Here is a 20,278-nt window from a genome sequence, read left to right as displayed (position 1 = left end):
ACCTGCTCTTTTCTATGTGATAATATTTTACTGTTATTGATTGTAGCACCCGTGCTACAACCGCACTAAACAGGTTCAAGTATTCGTAGGTTGAATCACCTGTCAAGGCGAGTCTGTATAATTAGAGGAGGTGCAAGTATGTACGCAATTATTGAAACTGGTGGAAAACAAATCAAAGTTGAAGCAGGCCAAGAGATCTTCATTGAGAAGATTGCTGGTGAAGCTGATGAAGTGGTAACTTTTGACAAGGTGCTAATGGTGGGCGGAGATGACGTTAAAGTCGGTGCTCCATTCGTAGAAGGCGCAACTGTAACAGGTAAGGTTGTCAAGCAAGGCCGCGCAAAGAAAATTGTTGTTTTCAAATATAAGGCGAAGAAAAACTATCGCAAAAAACAAGGACACCGTCAGCCATACACGAAAATCGTTATTGACGGAATCAATCTATAATCCGGCATGATACATGTCAGAATTATAAAAGAGCCTTCTGGGCGCATCTCAGTTTTTGAGATGGATGGTCATGCAAACTTTGCCGAACACGGACAAGATCTAGTTTGTGCTGGTGCTTCTGCCGTATCATTTGGTGCGGTAAATGCTATTATGCAGTTGACTTCGATTGAACCCGATGTGGATCAAGGTGCGGATGGTGGATACTTACGTGTGGCATTTCCGGTAACGGAACAAGATGCGCAAGTTCAACTACTCCTGCAAGCAATGATTATTTCTTTACAAACGATTGAATTAGACTATGCAGATTATATAAAATTATCCTTTGAAAAGTAGGAGGTGGCAGCTATGTTACGTTTAGATCTTCAGTTTTTCGCATCGAAAAAAGGTGTAGGTTCTACTAAGAACGGTCGTGATTCACATTCGAAACGTCTTGGTGCTAAGCGCGCAGATGGACAAATCGTTTCCGGTGGATCAATCCTTTATCGCCAGCGTGGAACTAAAATTCACCCAGGTGAAAACGTTGGACGCGGTGGAGATGATACTCTATTCGCAAAAATCGATGGCGTCGTTCGTTTCGAACGTCTTGGCCGCGACAAAAAGAAAGTCAGTGTCTACCCAGCAGCAACGCAAGAAGCTTAATTGGATAGCATGACAATGTGAAAAAGGACTGCACTTGTTGCAGTCCTTTTTCTTATGTCAAGATTATCGGGGTATGAGCGGACGGCAGGAAAGTATGAGCGCTTAGCCTGGTTGATAGAGTGGATAGCAAGTATGTATGATCGCTTGATCACGGTTATGAGCGGCTAAAGGGTTTATTGATCGCTTACGGGGGAATAATGAGCGCTTGACCAATTTAACATGATGATTGGACATACATTTCAAGTAATTTGTCCCTCCATAACGATTTTTTTAGTGATTTGCGCGCGAAAATGCTATACTAAGAAGTACGAAAACAGCTGGTGGTGAAAATATGGGGAAGAATAAGCTAAATGTGTCGCAGGCAGTGAGATATAGTCGACACGATCACATGAATGATCTGCAATTGATCCTCATGAATATTGATATGGGGAAATATACAGATGCGCGAAACTGTATACTTGAGAAAACAGCGGACATGCAGCGACAAGCTTTGCTTCAGAGATTAGACATGCCTCTTACTGAGGAGTGGATCACGACACTTGAGTGGCGATATCCGGTTTTAAAGGTGCAACTGTATTGTGATATTACTGAAAAAATTGATTCAAGTGAAATGGACCAATTGTTGGCCGACTACTTGGAACAAGTCGTGCTGGCTGTGGAAGCGCAAATTCAGCGCTATGCAGATTGTCCTGTGACGATTGAAGTCACAACAGAAGATGCATCTTGGAGTATGCAACTGACATTTACCGAGCTGTACGCAAAGCAACTAGACATCCCAGAACATTCATCTCAGCTTACGGTCGAAGTCCTCGGTGAACCGAATCAATGGACGTTTACCATCAGTGGACAATTAGGAGGATTATAAATTATGTTTGTGGATCACGTGAAAGTATTTGTAAAAGGTGGCGACGGTGGCGATGGTATGGTTTCGTTCCGTCGTGAAAAATATATAGCCAATGGTGGACCATCCGGTGGGGATGGCGGGAAAGGCGCAGACGTCATCTTTGTCGTGGATGAAGGGCTGCGTACGTTAATGGATTTCCGTTATCAGCGTCACTTTAAAGCGGATCGTGGAGAACACGGTCAAAGTAAGAATATGCACGGTCGTAGCGGTAAGCATATGATCGTTAAAGTTCCGCCTGGCACAGTCGTCAAAGACGCGGAAACTGAAACGATTATTGCAGATTTGGTTGAACATGGCCAGCAAGCAGTCATCGCGCGCGGTGGGCGTGGAGGACGCGGAAACAGCCGTTTCGTTACGCCGCAGAACACAGCGCCAGAGCTTTCTGAAAAAGGTGAGCCGGGCGTTAGTAGGGATATCATCCTTGAATTAAAAGTTCTCGCTGACGTGGGTCTTGTTGGATTCCCAAGTGTTGGGAAATCGACGTTACTATCGGTCGTTTCATCAGCGAAGCCGAAAATCGCGGATTATCACTTTACCACGCTAGTTCCTAATCTCGGAATGATTGAAACCGATGATCACCGTACATTCGTCATTGCGGATTTACCAGGGTTGATTGAAGGGGCACATGAAGGAGTCGGACTTGGACATCAGTTCTTACGTCACATCGAACGTACACGTGTTATCGTGCATGTTATCGATATGTCGGGACTTGAGGGCCGTGAGCCGTTCGAAGACTATCAGACGATCAATAAAGAACTGGAACAGTACAATATGCGATTGACTGAACGTCCACAGATAATTGTGGCGAATAAAATGGATATGCCAGATGCACAAGAAAATCTAGAGGCATTCAAAGAGGCACTCGGTGATGAAGAGATTCAAGTGTTCCCGATTTCCGCATTGACAAGAACAGGTTTAGATCCATTGCTGTATGCCATTTTAGACCTCCTTGAAACCACACCGGAATTCCCTATGTTGACAGATGCGGATGAGGAAACAAGCAATTCTGTATTGTATAAACACGAATCAACTGGACCTGATTTCATTATTTCGCGTGACGATGATGGAGCGTTTATGTTGTCTGGTTATACGTTGGAGCGCTTGTTCCAGATGACCGATTTCAACTTCGATCAATCAGTTCGCAAGTTCTCTCGTCAGATGCGTGGAATGGGAATCGACGAAGCATTGCGTGAACGTGGTGCGAAAAACGGCGATATCGTACGTATCATGAGTTACGAATTCGAGTTCTTGGAGTAAGGTCGAAATGGCTCGTTTTGGGGGGAGCGAAATGGAACAAATCGGGGAAGGCCAGTTTTATTTAGTGCGCGAAGATGTATTGACCGAGTCGATGCAGAAAATGCTCGAAGCTAAACGAATGATGGCAAGGGGCGAAGTGACAACGATCCAAGAAGCAACTAAACGGGTCGGTCTGTCACGGAGTGCTTTTTATAAGTATCGTGATGCCGTGTTCCCGTTCGAATCAATCGCACGGGACCGGATTTTGACGATTTTTATTCAACTGGAAGATTTAAAGGGTTCTTTAGCTGTGCTTTTGGAAGTCGTCACGGAGGCGAAATGTAATGTATTGACGATCCACCAGACGATTCCTGTCCAGGGGCGCGCCAATATTACATTATCACTGGATGTGACGGAAATGGAAATTAAAGTAGAAGCATTTTTACAGCGACTCAAAGCACCTCGATTTATTGATTCTGTTGACTTAATTAGTTCAGGGGTTTTCTGACCTCTTAAATCAGTGGGGAGATGAAAGAATGATGACCGAAAAGAAGTATGTACCTTCCGTTGCGTTTTTGGGACCCGAAGCATCCTTCACCCATATTGCAGCGTCCGATTTATTCGGCATGGAAGGCTTAACACCACGTCCGACTATTCCGGATTGTATAGAGGCAGTGACAGAAGGACACGTCGCGTATGCGGTCGTTCCATTGGAGAATGCACTCGAAGGTTCTGTACCGTTGACGATTGATTATTTATTCAATAGTGAAGAGTTGTTTATTACTGCTGAAATTTCCATGCCGATTGAGCAGCATATGTTGGTGAATAAATCGCAGAAGGATCATTTGGATGAATTGGATTCGATTCAGTCCCATCCGCATGCGTTGGCACAATGTCATAAGTTTTTGCAGTATCGTTACCGCAGGATTCCGTTGATTCAAACGACGTCTACTGCAGCGGCAGCAAAATCTATTTCTGAGCAGCCAGAACTGCGTGTTGCGGCAATTGGCAACCGTTTGGCGGCAGAAACGTACGGTTTACATATAGCAGAAGAGAATATTCATGACTTCCACTTCAACCATACTCGTTTCGTCGTGTTGTCGCTGCGTAAGGAGAAGATGGAGCATTCGAAGCATGCTTCTTCATCTAAGACGACATTGATGGTGAAGTTGCCTGAAGACGACCGTCCAGGGATGCTACATCAAATTCTGTCGGTATTCTCGTGGCGTCGGTTGAACTTGAGCAAGATCGAGTCACGGCCGTTGAAGACGGGTCTTGGTCATTATTTCTTTATTATTGATATTAATGAGTCAGAAGAGCATCCGATGATGAAGGGTGCGATGGAAGAGCTGGCTGCACTCGGCTGCACAGCGCGTTCCCTAGGTACGTATTATGTCTATGAGTCTGGGGAGTTTGTTTCTTGAGATAAGATAGATTGGTAATCTCTTGCAATGTGACTAGATAATACCTATCGACATTTTTATTGTACAATGACTAGTAATGGTTAACTACACTTGAAATACAACTAGAACTGCCCTTAAACTTAGCTATGTTTAAGGGCTTTACTAATTCATACATTCTCGTAAATAAGAGATATATGTCCATCCACTATAAACGTAGGATTGAAGCGGAAGCTCGGGCCGCGCCCTCCAGAATGCGTTCCCCAGCTGGAGTGGAAATCCCATGCACTATCTTCCTACCTTACTATTAGAACGGACTTAATTCGCAACCATCCTCTATTACCGTGGATGGTTTTTTATTTGGAATAAACAAGTCCCTGATGAATATACATAACAAGAGAGGAAGCCTACACATATTGTCACAAAAGTAGGCGTCCGTTCATACGATGGATTGATGGAAGGGGGAATTGTTAGTGGAAGTTCATATTGTCGTCAAGGGTGATACATTATGGAAGATCGCAAGACAATACGGTATACCGTTCGAGGAATTGAAACGGGTGAATGCGCACCTGGCGAATCCTGACTATATCGTTCCCGGCATGAAAATATTTTTGCCGATGGATAAGAAAAAGCCTCATCATAAAGGTGATCACACGAAACCGCACGAAAAGCCACATGAAAAACCACACCATGAAAAACCTCATGAGAAACCGCACCAGGAGAAGCCGCATCACCAAGCACCGATGAAGCCGCCACACCAGGAGAAGCCTTCTAAGCCGGCGCCTCCACAAACGAAACCACCGAAGCATCACGTGCCGCCGCTTCCACAAGCGCCACAGATGCCACCGATGCAGCAGAAGCCTTTGCCACAAGTACAGCCAATGCAACAACAGCCGGCGCCGCCACCACCGCCGATGCCGCAACAGCAGGCTCCACCGGCAGTGCCTCATATGCCGATGCCGCCAAGTATGCCGGCTCCACCGATGTGGCAAGCAGTATTCCCGATTTGCGGATGGATGCCAATTTTTGATGCGGACTGCCATCCACATATGCCTCAACAGCCGATGCCGCCGATGCAGCCTATGCCACCGATGCCACCGCCAATACAGGCGCCAATCAAACCGATGCCGCCAAAAGAGTCACCGGAATGGTGTGAAGAGTCATCTCATCATCATAAACCAGTGCCCGCACCTATGCCAGATGGCTGGCAGTTGATCGAATCGAGTTCATTACAGATGAAACCGATGCCACAACCAATCCCACAACCGGAGTCGCCTGAGATGCAGCCAATGCCGCAACAACCGACGATGCCGCCTAAAGCAGATGTACCGCCATCATGGTGTCCGTCAAATCAGCCATATTGCTCACCAAATTGGCCGGTTCAGCCGCAATGGTCGACACAACCGGAATGCATGCCGGCGATGCAATGGATGCCGTATCCGCAAATGATGCCGATGCCAATGCCAATGCATCCGATGTGGCAACAACCTCCAGGTTATCAGGGTGATTGTGGGTGTAATACACCTCCACATCAACCGATGCCAATACAGGAGGACTGGCACCGAAACCAGTAACCGCGTATGGCAGACAATCAACGATTTACTAAAATCAAAAAGAATGTCTGGAAAATGGAATCCGGCGGAGCGGTGTATTCTGTAAAAAAGTATGCATCACTTGCTCAAGCTGTGAAAGTTCGGCAAGTTCATCAATTACTTAGTGCACAACATTTTCCGTATATCTTGCCGATTGTCGATAAATCGGATCCACTGTTGATCATGCAGCCGTGGCTGGAAAATGCGAAAGCGGTCAACTTTAAGCGCAGAATTGACCGTATTGATTCGTTCCGTGCACTGCAAGCATTACATGATACGAAATATACGATTGATTGGCAATCGATTTCCTGTTTACCGCATTATCATATGATTGAAAAGTGGGAAGTTCGGCTTGCACGGTTTGAAGAGTTGCGGGAAATGTGTGGAGCGTTTCTCGCTTCCACAACGATTGACCAGTTGTTAAAGTACGGACAGGATGCGTTGCACATAGCTAAGAAAGAACCGCCTCCTGTACATTCCTTGACGCTGCTGCATGGTGATGTCGTACATCATAATATTTTGCGTGACTCGAACGGGAATATCCGCTTTATCGATTTTGATTTAGCGTGTCTTGGAACGGAAGAGGATGAACGTGTGTTGTGGATGCATCGTGTGTTGCCACAGATTTCCTATAATCCGACTTTTTTGATGGGTGAGCATCCGGCGCTGCAAACTTTATCAAACCAGTCTCTTGCGAAGCTATTATATCCGAATGAAGTACTTCGCGAATGGTTACATCTGTTGTCGTTGCCATTAGTGCAACAGCAACGGATGGCTAGCAAACTTCTGCATTTCACAGATACTGCGCTCTCACATTGGCCGAGATTATGGTATGATATAGAGCGAATGATGAAGTAGGAGGTTTGATCCATGGCAGGCCATTCAAAGTGGAAGAATATCCAAAATAGAAAAGGCGCACAGGATGCAAAACGAGGAAAGATCTTTCAGAAGATGTCGCGTGAAATTTACGTGGCAGCAAAGTCTGGCGGAGATGATCCAGACACGAATCCAGCTTTACGTCTAGCAATCGATAAATCAAAGAGTGCGAATGTCCCGAATGATGTTATTCAGCGGGCAATTGATAAAGCAACAGGTTCAGGTGCGGATGAAAACTATGAAGAAGTAATCTATGAAGGATACGGACCGGGCGGTGTTGCCGTCCTCGTATATACCTTGACAGAAAACCGCAATCGTACGGGACCCAATATGCGCGTGGCATTCAATAAAAATGGCGGTAGTTTAGGAGAAACTGGCTCTGTCAACTATTTATTTGAACGCAAAGGCCGTCTGTTCATCGAACGTACGCAAGAAACGGACGAGGACGCAGTCATGCTGGCGGCTTTGGAAGCAGGGGCTGAAGATGTTATTTCGACAGAAGACGGATTTGAAATTCTGACGGAATCCTCTGAATTCCTGAATGTAAAAGAAGCGCTCGAAGCGGAAGATTTAGTATTTATTTCAGCAGAAGTAGATATGGTTCCGTCCGTTTATGCGGATTTGAGTGAAGAGCAGCAAGAACAGTTTATGCAGATGATCGATGCGTTAGAAGATGACGATGATGTCCAGAACGTCTATTCTAATGCATCGGATGAGTAAGGACTGTTAGCCCGTTAACAACTTGTAAGTAAAGTTGTTGACGGGCTTTTTGTTATTCACAAGGACAATGGGATTCATTATCGCCCGAGTTAATTGCTTCTGAATGGACCGGCAGATGAATGTGCAGTGGATTCGAAAAAAATAACCCCTCACTTTCATACTGCCAAGTGAGGGGTTGTGTTGTAGCTATTATGCTTTGACGCTAGATGCTTTTGGTTGCGTTAAGAGACCGCCGTTTTCTTTTAAGTATTTATCAATACCTTCAGCTGCACGGTATGCAAGCGCACCGATTGTTGGTGTAGGGTGATGACTACTAAAGTGAGGTAGAGCAGATCCGCCAACGACGAATAAGTTTTCCATTTCCCACAGTTGCAAGTAGTTATTTACCGCAGACGTCTCTGGATCTTCACCCATAGCTACGCCGCCAATATAGTGCATACCGAAGTAAGAGTGGTCAAATTGGTCTGGTAATTCGTCCTTATCAATAATATCCGCACCCATTGCTTCAACGATTTCAGCACATTTTTCGATACCGAATTTCGCAATGTTCTTATCTTGGTCTGTTAGTTTGTTTGTAATACGTAATAATGGATCTCCGAACTCATCTTTATAAGTAGGGTCTAAGTCCATATAGTTGTGCCACCAAGGCATAACTGCTGCCGAGTACCACACCGTTAATGTGCGGAAAGCATAGAAGAGTGATTTCTCTTTAAATTCTTCACCCCATGTTGGTGTGCCTTTAGGAACAAAGTTATTCTTAATTGCCGCATCTCCGTATTGTCGAAGTTCGATTCCGCCACCGTGAATGAAGTCTAAATTAGTGTGGTCAAATAGGTCAGCGTCATAATCGCTTAAAGCGCCACCTAATCCACCAGCACCCATGTAGTAGTTGAATTTTTTCTCGTTAAAGAATCCTGTAGCCCCTAGGAAAGTACTGTTGAATTGACCCGTAAAGTTACGGCCAATCGTTCCTTTTCTAGTCTCAGGGTTATAGATTTCACCGATATCCGATAACATCAGTAAGCGGTTATTTGAGAATGTGAATGCCGCAAGAACGACAACATCAGCTGGTTGTTCGAATTCTTGACCAGTTCTTGTATCCGTATATAAAACGCCCGTCGCTTTACCATCTTTATGTATAACTCTTCGGACAAGTGAATTGGTTCTGATTTCACAGTTACCTGTTTTCCGAGCAGTCGGAATAACGGTTGCAAGAGGATCCGATTTTGAACCGAAGTCACAGCCGTACATCGTACAGAATGAACAGAACATACATTGGTTCAATGTTTCACCGTCAGGATTCGTATAAGTTTGCGACATGTTTCCAGAAGCCATTTGATACGGGTGTAAGCCGAGTTCTTTTGCCGATTCTTTAAATAGTTTAATCGCAGGTGAAGCTAACATTGGTGGGTTTGGATACTCGTTTGATCTCTTGTCGCCAAGTGGATCTGGTTCTCCTGAAATCCCAGCGGTTTGTTCCCATTTAGCATAATACGGCTCTAGTTCATCATACGTAATTCCCCAGTCACGGATTTGCATCCCTTCTGGAATTTTACCTTCTCCATAACGTTCAATGGTTTTTGAACGAATTTCGAAGTCATAAGAACGCCAGCGGTATACGGAACCTGCCCAGTGCATACTTCCGCCTCCAAGATCCGTCCCCGTATTCATGTCTTTTTGCAAGCGTACAGGTAATGCAGCATCACCTATCGAAACACGAGACGTAATCGTATCGCCAGTTAATTTTTCAATCATTTCATATCTATTTGAATAACGTAGTTCGTCTTTAACACCTATAAAATCTGAACGTGTTTGATCTTTACCACGTTCCAACATTACGACTTGATAGCCTGCTTTGGAAAGTTCAGCTGAAACGATACCGCCAGCCCAACCACTACCAACGACTACAACGTCTACTTTTTCTAATTTTTTAGCCATTTATGCGTCCTCCTCAATTAAAGCCCTTGGTAGTTACGTAAACTTGAAGGCTCCATTACAATAAACTCTTCTTCTTCAATTTTATCTAAAAAGCTCATGATTGGCCCAGGGTATTCTTTCATCCTCCAAGCTTCCATATTACGATTTCCACCGTAAACAGGATCTGCATAGACGCCTTCGATAGTTGTTTGACGCAACAATCTAAAGAAGTCTGAGGAATCTACTCCACTGAACTTTACTTCACCTTTTTCAAACATGTGTAAAATTTCATCTTGCTGTTCAGGTTCAAGATTGACAAAACGATCACCAAATTTATCTTGTGAAGTTTTCTCCATAGCGGTAAGCCCTTCAAGGAAAAATGTGCCTCTTGTCATTTTAGTTTGATAGTTAGCCGTTCCAGCAGGTACTTTCACGACGGAAGACGATGTGATGACTTCGTTATTTTGTCGTTTTTCTTCTTGATATCCGTCAGTTTTTATGACCGTTGGGAAAGGACCGTGCATATAATCATCCGCATTTCTTCCCCAGTTGCTCGCACATTGACGGTCAATGAAGTACGGCACACCTAGTTCAATTGCACCCATTCCATTTTTATTCTCTGGATAGATTCTTTCAGTTGCAGCAGATAGCAACGCAAAGTCTTCATTTCGACTGAAAAACGTACGTGCATCAAACGAGACTGGTTTGTCTGCTTGTGGTGTCGCTTCATCCTTCGTTCCTTTTTGGAACTGATTTGTTAGCAAGCCACCAAAGAGAGAGCCGCCTAAAAGTCCACCAGCGACAAGACCGCCACTCTTCAAAAACTTTCTTCGACTTAAATCTTGAGTATCTTGATTGGAATTTTTATTATTGGTCATCGTTTAGTTCCTCCTTCACATTTGTCATTAAATGTGGCGACATTTGCCGAGGCAAGTGTAATCGCACCGTCTACTTACTTTATTGACTCAGACTTTTCCAATTCATTTTTCTTGTCTTTGTCGTCTTCTTCTAAAATGTCATTTGTTGCCTTTTTAAATTCTGCTAAGGTTTTCCCGACAGCGGAACCAATTTCCGGCAATTTTCGCGGTCCGAATAAAATTAAGATAATTACTAATATGATTATTAATCCTGGTACACCGATGGACGCCAAACTCATCTAACTCCCTCCCTTTAATAGTAGTTTTACATATTTATAATGTATGGGTAGAGCTCTGGCTAGTTTGCTAAATTCGTAAAGGAATTCTGGCCCTCATATATGATAGTGTTATTCGACAAAAAATGCAAAGTAATTTTACAAAGCATTTTACGTATCTTCATTGTATGAATACATGAAATAGTCTGCATAATTAATTTACTATGAATACCTTGAGATACTCATAGAAGTAGAAGTAACGGCAGCTTTAAAGTTGGCGAATGACATATCTTGCCTAATTGTAAATCTAAGATAAATTAATGAAAAAACCAAATAGTGGGAAAATGATAGGTGTCACATGTGATGAATGGTTGCCATATAAAATAGTACTTCTTTCATTCAATTGACGCTTTTACTAGATTTAATACAAATATAGAATGGCGATAGGACATAGAAAAGAAGAAAACGTAGCTAATTCAAAGAGGGGAATAGTCTATGTAGAAGAGGATTTGGAGTTGGTAGATCCTAGCGGTTTGCGAAGTTGACTGGATGAATAGTATAGGTCCAAGCGAATTCATTTTGCTGTCAACTAAACTACCTAATACGTCTTCATTCCACAGCGAATGAAGACGTATTAGGTAGTGGCTTGCATGTGTACGAATCAATTAAAGAGGTCAAGTAATTCTTTTGGTTACTTTTTGCTATTTACATACTTCTAATGTCTCCAACATCTGTTCGAATCGTGCACCATGGCCTTCTTGTGCTTCAAGGAAATAGTTCTCTTTAATAAGCAATATGCCTCCCTTAACTTCTATTATATAGATCGTCACGACTTCGCTATCGGATTTTTCTCCTGCAGTACCGTGCAATGAAAGGGCGTGTACCGGTGCGGAAATAGTCTTTTCTTCAAGCGGCATCCGGTATTCTTGTTTCACATCTTCCTTTACATTTTCTGGAGTTTGATCTTCGAGGTATAGAAATGTCATATGTACCTCAGGATAATCAGTAGGCGTCTTGGCAATCGGGGTGAGTTTATCTTCTTTCTCACCGTTCTCAAACGTATAACGCTCGGGATCGATATATAACGAATACAGTGCACCGCTACCTTCGACGAGGTTCATGGTGATAGTGGAGTCTTCACCTTCGACAGATAGTACAACATCCTTCGTCGGTTCACGTTTTGGCAATGATGTAGGAACATCAGCTATTTCTTCGATCACGGTTTCATCGGATGGCTTCACTTCATGAGTAGGTTTTTTGGTTTCTGAATTGCAACCGACTAGTAGCAGCGACAGAGCAAAGTTTACGTAAATAGTTTTTCGCATAGAGCTTCCTCCTTTAAGATGAGGTGTGGCACTTCTTTATATGTATACGTTTACATGGTGATCAAGGTTTCAACAGCTAAGCAAATTATTAGAAATAAAAATAAGCAAGCGCTATGATAAAGCCTGCAGAGATTAAACACAAGGGAGATTTTCATCATGACAATTAAAGTCAAAGCGGTAATCGGAAGTACAAGTTCCACGTCATACAATTTAAAATTAGTGAAATTCATGGCTGAGCGTTATAAAGAGGAATTGGAAATTACACCGGTTCTCATCAACGATTTAGAAATGTTCTCTATTGATATTGAAAGCGAACCAACTGTAGCCGTACAAACATTCAAAGATGACGTGAAAGATTCAGATGCAGTGATGTTCGCGACACCAGAATATAACTTCTCTATTCCAGGCGCAATGAAAAACGCATTGGATTGGTTGTCACGTGGCGGCGACTTTACATTACACGGCAAAACAGGCTTTATTGTTGGGTCATCAATGGGAGTTTTCGGTTCAGTGAGAGCACAGATCCACTTACGCGAAATTCTTTCTAACCCAGCACTAGCGCCAAACTTATTGCCAGGTAATGAAGTATATATCGGTGCTGTTCATACAAAAATGGATGAAGAAGGAAATATTACGGATGAAGCCACGATCGCGTTCCTCGATACGGTCGTACAGAATTTCATCGCATTCCATAAGAAACAACAAGCAATCGCTCACGCATGAGTAGGATGAATGGAGCTGTCCAAGTCGTCATTATTTTAAATGACGACTGGTGACAGCTCTTTTTTGGCGCGAAATAGTATGCGATAAGAAAACAAAAGGCTGGCAGAGGACTAAGGGGAGGGATTGGTGCTTCGGAGGGGACGCTATCCTAGAGGACACGCGGTGAGCCAACTGTTCGCTAGTGCAAAGATATGCTCCTAACGCTTCGCTTTTACTCGCAAAAGCCGTTCTTCGTTACGGCTCTTCCTGGTGGATCAGCGTGAGTCCGAGACCCTGGACTGAACGAAGTGAGGGTAGCGTCCCCAACTGGAGCTTCCATCCCATCACACACACAAGTTCCGTCACCACTCCAAAGTATGCGCTGTTGAACGTAAATTAGTGAAAGTACATTCCTATTTTATTTATGCAAATTTCTAGAGGTTGAACAGGTAGAAAACCCGTTCGTATGCTATAATAGCAGGTATACTTTAGGGGGAGAATAATTTGTACGATTACATAAAAGGCCATGTAACACGCGTGACACCGGAATATGTTGTGCTGGAGCAATCGGGAATCGGTTGGCAAGTTATGACGCCGAATCCATTTGCGTTCCACATAACCGACGAGGTGCAGCAAGTGTTCACGTATTTGCATGTGCGTGAAGATACGCAGTTATTGATCGGCTTCAAGACGCTAGAACAACGTGAACTGTTCCGTAAACTGATTACCGTTTCGGGAATCGGTCCTAAAGGCGCGCTCGCAATTCTTGCGAACGGCTTGCCTTCTCAAGTAGTGAGTGCGATTGAGCGTGAAGATGAAGCGTTCCTCGTGCAATTTCCGGGTGTCGGCAAGAAGACAGCGCGTCAGATGATTTTGGATTTAAAAGGCAAACTTCATGATCTATTTACGGAAATTGATTTGCCGGATTCCGAAGACACGCTATTGACACTTGCTGAAAGTGATGAGCTCGATGAAGCGATGCTTGCGTTGACTGCACTTGGTTATTCTGATCGTGAACTGAAGAAAGTGAAGCCTAAACTCGAGAAAGAAGAACTCGATACAGAAGGCTATATGCGACTGGCATTAAAATTACTATTGAAACAAGGCTAATACGATGGAGGTGGTTCCAATGGATGACCGCATACTGACGAATGAAGTGACGGATTTTGATGAAGGCTTTGAACAATCATTACGCCCGCAATTATTGCAACAATATATCGGTCAGCAGCAGGCGAAAGATAACTTATCCATCTTTATCGAGGCGGCAAAAAAACGGGAAGAATGTTTGGATCATGTGTTGCTATATGGTCCTCCTGGGCTTGGAAAGACAACGCTCGCTACGGTCATCGGCAATGAAATGGGTGTCAATGTCCGCATGACGAGTGGCCCTGCAATTGAACGTCCGGGTGACTTGGCGGCAGTGGTATCTTCATTGGAGCCGGGTGACGTGTTGTTTATCGATGAAATTCACCGGCTGAACCGGGCCATTGAAGAAGTGTTGTATCCAGCGATGGAAGATTTTTGTCTAGACATCATGGTTGGGAAAGGTCCGACAGCGCGTTCTGTGCGACTGGATTTGCCGCCGTTTACATTAATTGGCGCAACGACGCGTGCAGGGGCATTGTCTGCACCGTTACGTGACCGCTTCGGTGTACCGCTTAGACTAGAGTATTATGAAGTGGAATCATTGACTGAGATCGTGATTCGAAGTGCGAATTTGTTTGACGTGCACATCGATCCACAGGCAGCTGTGGAACTGGCAAAACGCTCTCGTGGAACTCCGCGCATTGCCAATCGTCTACTGCGAAGAGTGCGCGATTACGCACAAGTGCGTGGCAATGGAGTCATTACGCTTTCGATTGCACAAGAAGCGCTTGATATGTTGCAAGTGGATCACCATGGACTCGATCAAATCGACCATCAGTTGCTCCATAGCATGATCGAACGGTTCCGTGGCGGTCCAGTTGGTATCGATACACTCGCTGCGAGTATTGGCGAAGAGTCCGTAACGATCGAAGACGTTTATGAGCCATATTTATTACAAATGGGATTTATTCAACGTACATCAAGGGGGCGGATGGCGACGGAAAAGGCTTACGAGCATTTCGGCTATCCGCTTCCTGAATGACAGATAGGAGTTAGCATGATGGAAGTAGAAGACTTTGATTTTGATTTACCAGAACAGTTAATAGCTCAAACCCCGCTTTTGGATCGCACAGCGAGCCGTTTACTTGTCATGGGACGCGATAACGGTAGCGTGACACATAAGCATTTCCGTGATTTAGTGGATGAACTGGAATCAGGGGATTTGCTAGTGTTGAATGATACAAAAGTATTGCCGGCACGCTTGATCGGTACGAAAGAAGAAACCGGTGCGACGATTGAAGTGTTATTGTTAAAAGAAACAGGGGATGACCGCTGGGAAACGTTGGTCAAACCTTCAAAACGTATAAAAGTGGGGACGGTCGTGACGTTTGGTGACGGCTTGTTGCAGGCTGAATGTACAGCACTCGGTGAACAAGGTGGGCGCGAGTTCAAATTTAGTTATGACGGTATTTTCTATGAGCTACTCGATCAGCTCGGACAGATGCCGTTGCCGCCTTATATTACTGAGACGCTGGAAGATCAGACGCGTTATCAAACGGTTTTTGCAAAAGAGCGCGGCTCTGCAGCAGCACCTACAGCAGGTTTGCATTTCACGGATGAAATCTTAGATGCATTGCGTGAAAAAGGTGTTCAAATCGCTTTCATTACATTGCATGTCGGACTGGGTACATTCCGTCCCGTTAGTGTGGATTCCATTGAAGACCATACGATGCATGCGGAATATTATGTGATGACGGAAGAAACGGCGGCACTGGTTCGAAAGACAAAAGCTAGTGGTGGCAGCGTAGTGGCGGTGGGTACGACGTCTACTCGGACGCTTGAGACAATTGCTTCGGAGAATAATGGAGAAGTAGTCGCAGCAAGTGGCTGGACTTCGATTTTTATTTATCCTGGGTATGAGTTTAAAGCGATTGACGGGTTGGTGACGAATTTCCACTTACCTAAATCTACGTTATTGATGCTGTTGTCGGCATTTGCCGGACGCGATCATGTGATGAATGCATATGAACAAGCAGTGAAAGAGCAGTATCGCTTTTTCAGTTTTGGGGACGCGATGTTCATCCGCCCTGCTACAAGAAAGGAATGAGATTAATTGGCAGCTATTACGTACGAACATATCAAAACATGTAAACAAACGGGTGCGCGACTTGGAATTGTTCATACGCCACACGGTTCATTTGAAACACCTGCTTTTATGCCAGTCGGAACACAAGCTACGGTCAAAACGATGGCTCCGGAAGAATTGAAAGCAATGGGTGCAGGCATTATTTTAAGTAATACGTATCATTTATGGCTACGTCCAGGTAATGAAATCGTCAAAGAAGCGGGCGGACTACATAAGTTCATGAACTGGGATCGTCCGATTTTGACGGATTCCGGTGGCTTCCAAGTGTTTTCACTTAGTAAATTCCGTGATATTAAAGAAGAAGGCGTTCATTTCCGGAATCATATCAATGGAGATAAGCTGTTTTTAAGTCCGGAAAAAGCGATGGAAATCCAAAATGATCTTGGAGCCGATATTATGATGGCGTTTGACGAATGTCCTCCATTCCCCGCGACGCATGAGTATATGAAAGCAAGTGTCGAGCGTACGTCACGGTGGGCAGAGCGTTGCCTAGAAGCACACGGACGTCCTCATAATCAAGGATTATTCGGTATCGTACAAGGCGGCGAGTTTGAAGACCTACGTAAGCAAAGTGCACGTGATTTAGTATCCATGGATTTCCCAGGCTATGCAATCGGTGGATTGTCTGTCGGAGAGCCAAAAGATATTATGAATAATGTGCTGGATTTCACGACACCTCTTCTTCCGCAAGATAAGCCTCGTTATTTGATGGGTGTTGGATCACCGGACTCGTTGATCGACGGCGCAATGCGTGGAATCGATATGTTTGACTGTGTCTTGCCGACGCGTATCGCACGTAACGGTACGTTGATGACAAGTGAAGGTCGCGTAGTTGTCAAAAACGCAAAGTACGAAAGAGATTTTGGTCCGCTTGATCCGAACTGTGATTGTTATGCGTGCAAAAACTATAGTCGGGCATATATTCGTCATTTAATTCGTGCGGGTGAAACATTTGGCATACGTTTAACGTCCTACCATAACTTGCACTTTTTGCTGAATTTAATGGAGCAAGTACGCCAGGCTATACGTGAAGATCGCCTCGGTGATTTCCGTGAAGAGTTTTTTGAGCAATACGGCTTTAACAAACCGAATGCAAAAAACTTTTAAATCTTGTATAATAAAAAATGATGCATCAGGAAGGGGGAAAATGTATAATGATGGAACAATACGGTGGTATTTTTACACTAGTAATCATGGTAGCTATTATGTGGTTTTTACTCATTCGTCCTGCTCAAAAGAGACAAAAGGCAGCGAAAGAGATGCAAACTAGTTTAAAACGTGGAGACGAAGTAGTGACAATCGGTGGTATTCACGGAACTGTGGATGCAGTAGATGAGACTTCTGTTTTCTTGCGTGTATCTGACACTACAGTTTTGCGTTTTGACAAGCAAGCAGTAGGCAGAGTTGTAACAGCGTCATAAGTAAAAGCGGTTATCTAGTGGTATATCCATAGATTGCCGCTTTTTTGTTTGTGTACGTATAGAAAAAAGATCTGCCGGCACACTAAGTGTGAAGGAGGCAGATAGACTGTGCACGAGTTACTCATCATCGGATTACGTACGGTATTTTTATATGTTTTTCTTCTTGTAACATTGCGTATTATGGGGAAACGAGAAGTCGGTGAATTGGGCGTTATCGATATCGTCGTCTTCATTATCATGGCGGAAGTAGCTGCGATGATTGTGGAATCTCCCGATAAACCGATTATCAAAGGGGTCCTGCCTATACTTCTATTGCTGATCATTCAATATATTTCGTCGATGATTTCTTTAAAAAGTAAAAAGTTTCGAGATCTAGTCGATGGCGATCCTTCCCTGATTATTCGACATGGGGTAATTCAAGAAGAAGAGATGCGTAAACAACGTTATAATCTTGATGACTTGTTTCAACAATTACGCGAAAATCAAGTCGGTTCGATTCACAATGTAACGTTTGCGTATCTCGAATCTTCCGGAAATTTATCTGTATTCACAAAAGACGGTGACTTGCCGATTGTCGGAATCGTGCTCGACGGTGAAATTCAGCCCGAACACCTGGAGTTGATCGGCAAGACGGAAGAATGGCTGTTGCAAGAGTTGCATGCAAGAAATATCACCGATTTGAGTAGGATTTTCTATTGCTCCTATGAACAAGGGCAAATAAGAGTACAATTGAAACGTGATTAATAGCGTTTAACTAAATTTCGTAGCATGACAAAGTCCTGTGTTTTGATTTGTCTTGTCAGCAATAATAAAGCGAACAGGATGCCCGACGTAATGGAGCATTCGATAAATAGATGATGCGAACCGACAGGAATGAAAATCGGGCGGATGATGACGGTTAGCAAGAATACGATATAGGTCATCGCGAACATCGAAAATCCAGTGGCAGTCGATTTGTTTTGACGGAGTGTGGCAATATGCAGGAAAGATGTAACGAGTACACCGAAACCAATTGCGAGAACTGCGCCAGTTTCTTGAAGTCCTGGTTGCGATGCCAAGATGAACATTACCGCAAGTTTTGCAATCCCCCCGTAAACCGAGTTCATCATACCGGCTTTCGCATCGCCCGTCGCTTGTAAAATCGAGTAAAGTGGACTTTGTATATAATAAAAGAAGAAGATCGGTGCAAGCAATGTCATATAGCTGCCGCCATCTACAATGTGGAACAGTTTTTCAGCAAGTGCTTGCCCATGCATATAAAAAACTGTAGCCGCAAATGCGCCCGTTAAGGCGGATAAACGCAATGCTAAATGAATACGTTCTTGCAACTTTTTGACGTTACTAGAAGCGGCTGCGCCACTGACCGCTGGAACGAGCACGACAGATAATGCATACGGAATGAATGCGGGAAACAATAAAAGCGGAATAAGTACCCCGGAAATTACTCCGTACAAGGATGTTGCGGCTACTGTTCCGACGCCTGCCATAGAGAGAGCGCGTAAAAAGATAATAGGCTCAAGGAACCATGTGAACGTCCCAAATAGACGACTGCCTGACGATGGAAGTGCCACTTCAAGAATGGGCTCCATCGGATAACGCGGTTCTTTTTTTTGTGGCTTCGGTTCTTTCTTTTGCTGCTGACGGTATTTGTACAGAAGATAAAGTACCGATACGACTTCAGCGAGGAATGTCACCGCCATAGCATACGCTGCATTCATCATCGGATCGTTAGGAGCTAGAATGTACGGAAGCATCCATGTGATCAATAAAATCCGGAAGATTTGTTCGATGACTTGTGCCCAGGCAGTTTCTTCAATACGGGAAATCCCCTGGAAATATCCTCTGATTAAACCACCAAGTGAAGCGATAGGTACGATGGCGAGGGCTACATATAACGCAGTGGAAGTCGCACTGTTACCAAGTAAAGTCTCGGCTAGAAAAGGAATGAACAGAATACATGCGGGAATGAAGACTGCACCGGATAAAATGGTGATAAATGTGGCGGTTCTCATAACTTGTCGTAATTGTACCGTACCACCTTGCGCTTTTATTTCCGCTATGACCTTCGCAATCGCAATGGGTACGCCAAGCTGTACTAAGGAAAGGAAAAAGACGAACGCCGGATATGCGGTCATATAGATCCCGACGGTTTCTTCTCCTGCAACCCGCATAAATTGAATTCGATAGACGAAGCCGAGTAATTTTGATAAAAACACGGCCGCCATCAAAAAGATCGTCCCCCGAATAAATGATGACACCCTACACCACTCCTTCTGATTTGCCACGTTTTCGGATATAATACGAATGCTTGTGCAAAACCCAAATATAGTTAAGTGTATGTGATATAATTAACTTTATTCCGGAACTATTCACGAGGGGGGAAGTGGCATTGGATCAACAGTTGACAGATTTATACAGACAGTTGCTCCCTGCACTAGAAAGCAAAAAGCAAGAATTGACGTTTTATGGCTACTCGGAGATTACGGAAGAAGATTTACTAAAATATTTAGTGGAGAAGAAGTGGCGGAAAAAAGAAGTTTCTGCAATGCGTTCGTATGAAATGATTTCAGATGTTTTGGCAATTACTGCGGCACAGTTCATGACCCATACGCAAACAGAGGCTCAACGGAACAGTGAAGACGTTTTGGAATTGAGTGAAGAAGAATGGTCTGTGTTATTTTCGCCCAAAAAAATGGATTGATTTGCAATTCTTATCATGAAGTATTTGACACGGA

General features: G+C 44.0%; 23 protein-coding genes and 1 other annotated feature. Of the genes, 18 read left to right on the top strand and 5 right to left on the bottom strand.

From position 1 onward, the window contains the following. Positions 1-48 precede the first annotated feature (48 nt). Positions 49-125 (top strand) — a sequence feature (ribosomal protein L21 leader region). 13 nt (positions 126-138) lie between these two features. The 10 genes from rplU (at position 139) to CSV60_RS08630 (ending at position 7,814) form a co-directional block, all read left to right on the top strand. Continuing rightward, positions 139-447 carry a 50S ribosomal protein L21 gene (gene rplU, locus CSV60_RS08675; protein ID WP_085131022.1) on the top strand — a complete coding sequence of 103 codons (309 nt, stop codon included), beginning with the start codon at positions 139-141 and terminating at the stop codon, positions 445-447. Between the two features lie 6 nt (positions 448-453). Continuing rightward, positions 454-780 carry a ribosomal-processing cysteine protease Prp gene (locus CSV60_RS08670; RefSeq protein WP_085131021.1) on the top strand — a complete coding sequence of 109 codons (327 nt, stop codon included), beginning with the start codon at positions 454-456 and terminating at the stop codon, positions 778-780. Positions 781-792: 12 nt separating this feature from the next. Beyond that, positions 793-1,086, top strand: a complete 294-nt coding sequence (gene rpmA / locus CSV60_RS08665; protein ID WP_083031825.1) for a 50S ribosomal protein L27 — start codon at positions 793-795, stop codon at positions 1,084-1,086. A gap of 331 nt (positions 1,087-1,417) precedes the next feature. Continuing rightward, a complete protein-coding gene (locus CSV60_RS08660; protein WP_099629821.1) occupies positions 1,418-1,951 on the top strand; it encodes a Spo0B domain-containing protein in 534 nt (177 codons plus the stop codon). A gap of 3 nt (positions 1,952-1,954) precedes the next feature. Beyond that, a complete protein-coding gene (obgE, locus tag CSV60_RS08655; protein WP_099636699.1) occupies positions 1,955-3,247 on the top strand; it encodes a GTPase ObgE in 1,293 nt (430 codons plus the stop codon). A 31-nt stretch (positions 3,248-3,278) separates the two neighbouring features. Then, positions 3,279-3,734, top strand: coding sequence for an ACT domain-containing protein (locus tag CSV60_RS08650; protein WP_099636698.1), 456 nt, complete (start codon positions 3,279-3,281; stop codon positions 3,732-3,734). A 31-nt stretch (positions 3,735-3,765) separates the two neighbouring features. Beyond that, complete coding sequence (gene pheA / locus CSV60_RS08645) at positions 3,766-4,650, top strand: prephenate dehydratase (protein WP_099630009.1); 885 nt, start codon at positions 3,766-3,768, stop codon at positions 4,648-4,650. A gap of 449 nt (positions 4,651-5,099) precedes the next feature. After that, positions 5,100-6,200: a LysM peptidoglycan-binding domain-containing protein gene (locus CSV60_RS15770; protein WP_143565333.1), complete on the top strand. Its 1,101-nt coding sequence runs from the start codon at positions 5,100-5,102 to the stop codon at positions 6,198-6,200. A gap of 6 nt (positions 6,201-6,206) precedes the next feature. Beyond that, entirely contained in the window at positions 6,207-7,076 is an 870-nt protein-coding gene (locus tag CSV60_RS08635) for a phosphotransferase (protein WP_099629823.1), read from the top strand. Positions 7,077-7,088: 12 nt separating this feature from the next. Further along, the gene (locus tag CSV60_RS08630; protein WP_099629824.1) at positions 7,089-7,814 is read left to right on the top strand and encodes a YebC/PmpR family DNA-binding transcriptional regulator; all 726 of its coding nucleotides are present in this window, start codon (positions 7,089-7,091) and stop codon (positions 7,812-7,814) included. Between the two features lie 189 nt (positions 7,815-8,003). Here CSV60_RS08630 and CSV60_RS08625 read toward each other — a convergent pair whose 3' ends face one another. From CSV60_RS08625 to CSV60_RS08610, 4 genes are all read right to left on the bottom strand, one after another. Next, positions 8,004-9,752 carry a GMC family oxidoreductase gene (locus CSV60_RS08625; protein WP_099629825.1) on the bottom strand — a complete coding sequence of 583 codons (1,749 nt, stop codon included), beginning with the start codon at positions 9,750-9,752 and terminating at the stop codon, positions 8,004-8,006. A gap of 17 nt (positions 9,753-9,769) precedes the next feature. After that, positions 9,770-10,609, bottom strand: coding sequence for a gluconate 2-dehydrogenase subunit 3 family protein (locus CSV60_RS08620; RefSeq protein ID WP_099629826.1), 840 nt, complete (start codon positions 10,607-10,609; stop codon positions 9,770-9,772). Positions 10,610-10,683: 74 nt separating this feature from the next. Next, positions 10,684-10,887 (bottom strand): twin-arginine translocase TatA/TatE family subunit, encoded by a 204-nt coding sequence (gene tatA / locus CSV60_RS08615; RefSeq protein WP_099636697.1) that lies wholly within the window; start codon positions 10,885-10,887, stop codon positions 10,684-10,686. A 677-nt stretch (positions 10,888-11,564) separates the two neighbouring features. Next, complete coding sequence (locus CSV60_RS08610; protein WP_099636696.1) at positions 11,565-12,188, bottom strand: hypothetical protein; 624 nt, start codon at positions 12,186-12,188, stop codon at positions 11,565-11,567. Between the two features lie 156 nt (positions 12,189-12,344). On the opposite strand from CSV60_RS08610, the gene CSV60_RS08605 reads away from it, so the two are divergent. The 7 genes from CSV60_RS08605 to CSV60_RS08575 all read left to right on the top strand — a co-directional run bounded on the left by CSV60_RS08605 (position 12,345) and on the right by CSV60_RS08575 (position 18,287). After that, positions 12,345-12,911, top strand: a complete 567-nt coding sequence (locus CSV60_RS08605; RefSeq protein ID WP_099629829.1) for an NADPH-dependent FMN reductase — start codon at positions 12,345-12,347, stop codon at positions 12,909-12,911. 483 nt (positions 12,912-13,394) lie between these two features. Next, on the top strand, positions 13,395-14,000 hold the full coding sequence (ruvA, locus tag CSV60_RS08600) for a Holliday junction branch migration protein RuvA (RefSeq protein WP_099629830.1): 606 nt from the start codon (positions 13,395-13,397) through the stop codon (positions 13,998-14,000). Between the two features lie 19 nt (positions 14,001-14,019). Then, complete coding sequence (gene ruvB, locus CSV60_RS08595; RefSeq protein ID WP_099636695.1) at positions 14,020-15,018, top strand: Holliday junction branch migration DNA helicase RuvB; 999 nt, start codon at positions 14,020-14,022, stop codon at positions 15,016-15,018. An 18-nt stretch (positions 15,019-15,036) separates the two neighbouring features. Beyond that, the gene (queA, locus tag CSV60_RS08590) at positions 15,037-16,083 is read left to right on the top strand and encodes a tRNA preQ1(34) S-adenosylmethionine ribosyltransferase-isomerase QueA (protein ID WP_099636694.1); all 1,047 of its coding nucleotides are present in this window, start codon (positions 15,037-15,039) and stop codon (positions 16,081-16,083) included. 6 nt (positions 16,084-16,089) lie between these two features. After that, positions 16,090-17,229: a tRNA guanosine(34) transglycosylase Tgt gene (gene tgt / locus CSV60_RS08585; RefSeq protein ID WP_099636693.1), complete on the top strand. Its 1,140-nt coding sequence runs from the start codon at positions 16,090-16,092 to the stop codon at positions 17,227-17,229. Between the two features lie 50 nt (positions 17,230-17,279). Next, on the top strand, positions 17,280-17,543 hold the full coding sequence (gene yajC, locus CSV60_RS08580; RefSeq protein ID WP_099630010.1) for a preprotein translocase subunit YajC: 264 nt from the start codon (positions 17,280-17,282) through the stop codon (positions 17,541-17,543). A 108-nt stretch (positions 17,544-17,651) separates the two neighbouring features. Further along, positions 17,652-18,287 carry a DUF421 domain-containing protein gene (locus tag CSV60_RS08575; protein ID WP_099636692.1) on the top strand — a complete coding sequence of 212 codons (636 nt, stop codon included), beginning with the start codon at positions 17,652-17,654 and terminating at the stop codon, positions 18,285-18,287. Here the strand turns inward: CSV60_RS08575 and CSV60_RS08570 are convergent. Then, the gene (locus tag CSV60_RS08570) at positions 18,284-19,801 is read right to left on the bottom strand and encodes a putative polysaccharide biosynthesis protein (RefSeq protein WP_099629835.1); all 1,518 of its coding nucleotides are present in this window, start codon (positions 19,799-19,801) and stop codon (positions 18,284-18,286) included. The two genes, CSV60_RS08575 and CSV60_RS08570, sit on opposite strands and share 4 nt — an antisense overlap. 131 nt (positions 19,802-19,932) lie before the next feature. On the opposite strand from CSV60_RS08570, the gene CSV60_RS08565 reads away from it, so the two are divergent. Further along, positions 19,933-20,244, top strand: coding sequence for a post-transcriptional regulator (locus tag CSV60_RS08565; protein WP_158232856.1), 312 nt, complete (start codon positions 19,933-19,935; stop codon positions 20,242-20,244). Positions 20,245-20,278: the final 34 nt, after the last annotated feature.

Source organism: Sporosarcina sp. P7, assembly GCF_002743425.1.
GTDB lineage: Bacteria > Bacillota > Bacilli > Bacillales_A > Planococcaceae > Sporosarcina.
Note: the sequence above shows the minus strand (reverse complement) of the source record. Positions and strands in the feature narration are given on the sequence as shown.

Bases quoted from the DNA above. Each gene is read 5' to 3' on its own strand.
- rplU (WP_085131022.1), top strand. From the start codon at position 139: ATGTACGCAATTATTGAAACTGGTGGAAAACAAATCAAAGTTGAAGCA.
- CSV60_RS08670 (WP_085131021.1), top strand. From the start codon at position 454: ATGATACATGTCAGAATTATAAAAGAGCCTTCTGGGCGCATCTCAGTT.
- rpmA (WP_083031825.1), top strand. From the start codon at position 793: ATGTTACGTTTAGATCTTCAGTTTTTCGCATCGAAAAAAGGTGTAGGT.
- CSV60_RS08660 (WP_099629821.1), top strand. From the start codon at position 1,418: ATGGGGAAGAATAAGCTAAATGTGTCGCAGGCAGTGAGATATAGTCGA.
- obgE (WP_099636699.1), top strand. From the start codon at position 1,955: ATGTTTGTGGATCACGTGAAAGTATTTGTAAAAGGTGGCGACGGTGGC.
- CSV60_RS08650 (WP_099636698.1), top strand. From the start codon at position 3,279: ATGGAACAAATCGGGGAAGGCCAGTTTTATTTAGTGCGCGAAGATGTA.
- pheA (WP_099630009.1), top strand. From the start codon at position 3,766: ATGACCGAAAAGAAGTATGTACCTTCCGTTGCGTTTTTGGGACCCGAA.
- CSV60_RS08635 (WP_099629823.1), top strand. From the start codon at position 6,207: ATGGCAGACAATCAACGATTTACTAAAATCAAAAAGAATGTCTGGAAA.
- CSV60_RS08630 (WP_099629824.1), top strand. From the start codon at position 7,089: ATGGCAGGCCATTCAAAGTGGAAGAATATCCAAAATAGAAAAGGCGCA.
- CSV60_RS08625 (WP_099629825.1), bottom strand. From the start codon at position 9,752: ATGGCTAAAAAATTAGAAAAAGTAGACGTTGTAGTCGTTGGTAGTGGT.
- CSV60_RS08620 (WP_099629826.1), bottom strand. From the start codon at position 10,609: ATGACCAATAATAAAAATTCCAATCAAGATACTCAAGATTTAAGTCGA.
- tatA (WP_099636697.1), bottom strand. From the start codon at position 10,887: ATGAGTTTGGCGTCCATCGGTGTACCAGGATTAATAATCATATTAGTA.
- CSV60_RS08610 (WP_099636696.1), bottom strand. From the start codon at position 12,188: ATGCGAAAAACTATTTACGTAAACTTTGCTCTGTCGCTGCTACTAGTC.
- CSV60_RS08605 (WP_099629829.1), top strand. From the start codon at position 12,345: ATGACAATTAAAGTCAAAGCGGTAATCGGAAGTACAAGTTCCACGTCA.
- ruvB (WP_099636695.1), top strand. From the start codon at position 14,020: ATGGATGACCGCATACTGACGAATGAAGTGACGGATTTTGATGAAGGC.
- queA (WP_099636694.1), top strand. From the start codon at position 15,037: ATGGAAGTAGAAGACTTTGATTTTGATTTACCAGAACAGTTAATAGCT.
- yajC (WP_099630010.1), top strand. From the start codon at position 17,280: ATGGAACAATACGGTGGTATTTTTACACTAGTAATCATGGTAGCTATT.